The 4,577-nt window shown below is 44.8% G+C and carries 5 protein-coding genes, 1 tRNA gene and 1 pseudogene; 5 read left to right on the top strand and 2 right to left on the bottom strand.

The annotated features are described in order from the left end of the window. A partial coding sequence (locus tag ACTXGO_RS09965) for an SIR2 family NAD-dependent protein deacylase (RefSeq protein WP_443574281.1) occupies positions 1-611 on the bottom strand: 611 nt, incomplete at its 3' end. A gap of 32 nt (positions 612-643) precedes the next feature. On the opposite strand from ACTXGO_RS09965, the gene ACTXGO_RS09960 reads away from it, so the two are divergent. Further along, positions 644-1,024: a hypothetical protein gene (locus tag ACTXGO_RS09960; protein ID WP_317200843.1), complete on the top strand. Its 381-nt coding sequence runs from the start codon at positions 644-646 to the stop codon at positions 1,022-1,024. Between the two features lie 147 nt (positions 1,025-1,171). On the opposite strand, the gene ACTXGO_RS09955 is transcribed toward ACTXGO_RS09960, so the two are convergent. After that, positions 1,172-1,248 (bottom strand) — tRNA-Arg (locus ACTXGO_RS09955). Positions 1,249-1,552: 304 nt separating this feature from the next. On the opposite strand from ACTXGO_RS09955, the gene ACTXGO_RS09950 reads away from it, so the two are divergent. The 4 genes and pseudogenes from ACTXGO_RS09950 to ACTXGO_RS09935 form a co-directional block, all read left to right on the top strand. Then, entirely contained in the window at positions 1,553-2,221 is a 669-nt protein-coding gene (locus tag ACTXGO_RS09950; RefSeq protein WP_317200844.1) for a c-type cytochrome, read from the top strand. A 250-nt stretch (positions 2,222-2,471) separates the two neighbouring features. Then, the gene (locus ACTXGO_RS09945; RefSeq protein WP_317200845.1) at positions 2,472-3,434 is read left to right on the top strand and encodes an ABC transporter ATP-binding protein; all 963 of its coding nucleotides are present in this window, start codon (positions 2,472-2,474) and stop codon (positions 3,432-3,434) included. A gap of 32 nt (positions 3,435-3,466) precedes the next feature. Next, positions 3,467-4,240 (top strand): ABC transporter permease, encoded by a 774-nt coding sequence (locus tag ACTXGO_RS09940; RefSeq protein ID WP_317200862.1) that lies wholly within the window; start codon positions 3,467-3,469, stop codon positions 4,238-4,240. A gap of 44 nt (positions 4,241-4,284) precedes the next feature. Then, a pseudogene (locus ACTXGO_RS09935) lies at positions 4,285-4,577 on the top strand (NADPH-dependent 7-cyano-7-deazaguanine reductase QueF); the annotation flags it as partial.

Here is a 4,577-nt window from a genome sequence, read left to right as displayed (position 1 = left end):
ATACTCATAAATACCTCACAGCTTGCGGCTGCCTGTTCTGCTATTTGCCACGCCTCTACAGGTAAGGCTTCACCAAACCAAACAATATCAGGTCTGATGTAACCTGCGCAGTGCGGGCAGGTGATTAGCTCATCGTTAGCATATTGATTCTCTTTATTTATACCTTCTATCTTATAAGGTTTATCACACTGATGACAGCGATTGCGCCATAGATGCCCGTGCAAATGCGTCACCTGAGCGCCTGCTTGTTCATGTAAATCATCGACGTTTTGAGTGATGATTGTAATGTGCTGATGACTTTGTTTAACGCTTTGCTGCCACTGCGCCAAGGCTAAGTGCGCAGGATTAGGCGCTTTATCCTGTACCAGTTGTCGACGCCATTGATACCATGACCAAACCATTTTTGGATCACGATCAAAGGCAATAGGGCTGGCCAAATCCTCAGCGCGGTAATTCTCCCACAAGCCTGTCTGCTTATCTCGAAAGGTGGGGATACCGCTTTCAGCTGAGATACCTGCGCCCGTTAAGATACAGATGCGCTTAGCTGATGTTAATAATTTAACCGCGTGCTGTTGTTGGGCTACTAACTGCGTTGATAATTCTGCTACCATAACCTAACCCTCAATAATGGATGACAGTGTTTATGATAGACGGAATATGGTGGCTTGTCATATTGCTAAGCGTAGCCATTGGGCTGTGGCTGTTTGCCAAGTCGCGCGGCGCAAAAAAGGGCGAGGGGCTTTATCAAAAATCGGCTCGCGGGCAAGCAAAAAAACAAAAGATACCTATTAATGATAGCTTGCAAAAAACCGCCTTATTATTAAAGCAGTACTTCCCAGATTATGTGGTTAAGCAAAAAGCCAATCATTTGCTCGTGAGTAAGCAAGATAAAAAAATTGCCATGATTACTATTGATAAAAAACTCGCTATGGGTCAACGCCGTTTGGGCGAGGTGCCAGTGATTAACTATCACCGCGTCCCAAGCCGCGATCAGCTAGCTGCTAACTTACAGGATGCGCAGTAGTTTTGCGTAAGCTTGAAGTGGTTCGATAGAGTGCTGTTAGCAGTATTCTGTAGGTACTACTAAATTATATTAAAAACATAATAGGGTTTGAGTAGCAGGTAATGCAAAAAGAGGGTAGTACAGAGCAAGAGAGAGTAATGCAATAAATGGTGCGCTCGACAGGGATCGAACCTGTGACCCTCGGCTTCGGAGGCCGATACTCTATCCAACTGAGCTACGAGCGCTTAGTATTTACGTACGGCGACATAAATTTAAGACCGCTTAGTCTAGCAAATAAAGCGGCTAAAACCAATAAGCGATGCAGGCTATCCTCATTATTTACGAAAAAACAGTCAAGTCAACAATCAGGCATGGCAATCTACCACCCTTTTCCCTTATAATGTTAGGGACAACGAATTTGATCCATATTCACCGATTACAATTGTGTCAAAGCATGCAAAGATTATTTATTTTGATACCGGTACGCTGGCTGTCAGATAATTTTTTTGCCTATTTGCCATTTGTATATGTAATAAGAGAACGTGACGAATGAGAAAAGTAGTGATGTTATCGGCAGCTGCCATTCTAGGGATTGCTAGTATCGCGGTGAGCCAAGCTGAAGAAGTTGTAGATACAACGACGGTCTCTGAGGTAGTAGAGGCCCAAGAAGTCGTTGAAAACGCGCCGCAGGTGCTCGGTGATGACGTACAAGCTGCTGCTGATACGACGGATGCTGCGCCTGTTGATGAGACGGCAGTAGTAGCGGGTGAAGACGCAGAAGCAGGCGAGGCGGTAACCGTGCAAGCGGCACCTGCTGAAGAAGAGCCTATTCCAGAAGATACCCCGCAAGTTCAAAAGCTGGTTGCGCTTTACCCCAATCTGGTTGCTCGTATTCAGCCTGTAGGACGCGTCTGTTTTGAAGAAGGCGAGATCTGTGATGTAACCGTCAGAGCTGCTAGCGCTTCTGCTGATGGTGGTCCACGTGACGGTGCTGCAGTATACAATGCGGTGTGCCAGACTTGCCACGCTTCAGGCCTACTTGGCTCGCCAATGCTAGGGGACGCGGGCGCTTGGGGTCCACGTATCGCTAAAGGTGCAGATACGCTATATACCCATGCGATTCAAGGTTTTAATGCCATGCCAGCTAAAGGTGGTGCTGATATTCCTGATGAAGAGGTTCAAAACGCGGTCGACTATATGATTGCTGAGGCCAGCTAAGATAGTTTTATTTTTGCTAAACATCATAGTGAGCACTTAGGTAGCACTAGTTATAAAGTTAATCTTAGAATTAAAAGCGTCTATTTCATTGATGAGGTAGGCGCTTTTTTGTAGTCCTTATTTGCTGATTGATATTATCAATATCGTCCTTGCTATAATGTGCGCTTGAAATACACTGCAGGCAGCCTCACTTTAAGAGCTACATTATTTATTATAATAATAAATTTTACTATTTATTTAAGAGGTCGTCATGTCAGAGGTACCAGCACTCACCGTTCGAGATTTATCTAAGACTTACGATAATGGATTTTCAGCTTTAAAAGGTATCGACTTGACCGTACCGCAAGGTGGATTTTTTGCGCTGCTTGGGCCTAATGGTGCTGGTAAATCGACCATGATTGGTATTATCAGCTCGTTATTTAAGCCAACTACTGGCAGCGTGCATATTTTTGGTACAGATTTGCTAGAGAATCCATCCGTTGCAAAGCAATATTTAGGAGTCGTGCCGCAAGAATTTAACTTCAATATGTTTGAAAAAGTTGAAGATATTCTAATTACTCAAGCAGGTTACTTTGGTATATCAGCTAAAGAAGCTAAGCCGCGAGCCAAGCGCCTATTGACCGCTCTTGGATTATGGGACAAGCGCGATAGCAAGTCGCGTGAGCTATCTGGCGGTATGAAGCGCCGATTGATGATTGCGCGCGCGCTGATTCATAAGCCTAAGCTTTTGATCCTCGATGAGCCAACCGCTGGCGTCGATATCGAGCTGCGCCGCTCCATGTGGGAGTTTATGCAGCAGATTAATGTCGAAGAAAACACTACGATTATTCTGACGACGCATTATTTGGAGGAAGCAGAGCAGCTGTGTAAGCGCATCGCTATCTTAGATCATGGTGAGATTCGTATTAATACCGAGATGAAGGACTTGCTTGCGCAGTTGTCTGTTGAGACTTTCGTTTTTGATTTGTCAGTACCTGTCGATCACCCTATAAAGCTTACTGATGTCACCGAAGTTGCACAGCCTGATAGCTTAACCCTTGAGGTGACGCTGACAGAAGGCGAGTCGCTAAACGGCGTCTTTACTCAACTCTCTGATCAGGGCATCACTATCGCCAGCATGCGTAATAAGTCTAACCGCTTAGAGGAGCTGTTCATGCGCCTAGTAGATCAAAATATCGATAGCAAAGACAGCATGAAGGAGTCAGGGTTATGAATAAAAAAATAACGGTAGACCCAAATGAGACCATGTCATGGGGCAAAAAGTGGATTGCTTTTCGCACTATTTTACTCAAAGAGATACGCCGGATTTTGCGTATCTGGCCGCAAACGCTGTTGCCACCAGTTATTACTATGACACTGTACTTTATTATCTTTGGTCGTATGATTGGCGATAGAGTGGGTGAGATGGGCGGCGTGCCTTATATGCAGTTTATTGTACCTGGCCTTATCATGATGGCAGTAATTACTAATAGCTACTCAAACGTGGTCTCTAGTTTTTTTAGTGCTAAGTTCACCGCTAGTATTGAGGAGTTACTGGTCTCGCCAGTCTCCAAACATGCGATATTGGCAGGTTATGTCAGCGGCGGTATCTTTCGCGGATTAGTCATTGCAATTGTGGTCTCTATCGTCGCGCTGTTCTTTACGGACTTGGGCGTTGAGCACTTATTTGTCACTATATTCACCGTGCTTGGTACTTCGATATTGTTCTCGCTTGGCGGTTTTATTAATGCGGTGTTTGCACGCTCTTTTGATGACATCTCTATTGTGCCAAGTTTCGTTCTCACGCCGTTGACCTTTTTGGGCGGGGTGTTTTATTCGATGGAAGACTTATCAGAATTTTGGCAAAATGTCTCCTTACTCAACCCAATTGTGTATATGGTAAACTCATTTCGCTATGGTATTTTAGGTTACTCTGATGTCAATGTGTTCTATTCGATGGCGGCGATTTTTGCCTTTTGTGTGGTGTTCTATGTGATCTCTTATCGCTTACTAAGTGATGGTTCACGGATTCGGTTGTAGCTTTATTGGTTTGTAGTTTTAATGTTAAGCGCTAAAGGTCATTTATGAGTATTCACGGTATTTTAGGCGAGCAGACCACTGATTATCCCACTGAGTATAGTCCACAGACGCTATATCCCATCGCCCGTAGTATGGGGCGCGCGGCAATTGGCTGGCAGGATGATAAGCTTGCTGTCGGTGTTGACTGGTGGCAGGCGTTTGAGATGTCATGGCTCAATGTGCAAGGCGTCTCGCAAGTAGCGATAGCGCGCTTTAGTGTCCCTGCAAGCTCGCCGTATATCATTGAGTCAAAGTCACTTAAGCTGTATTTAAACAGTATTAATTTTACTGAGTTTGC

The organism is Psychrobacter sp. T6-1 (assembly GCF_052258445.1).
The sequence above is the reverse complement of the archived record's forward strand: the minus strand, read 5'-3'. Positions and strand labels throughout refer to the sequence as shown.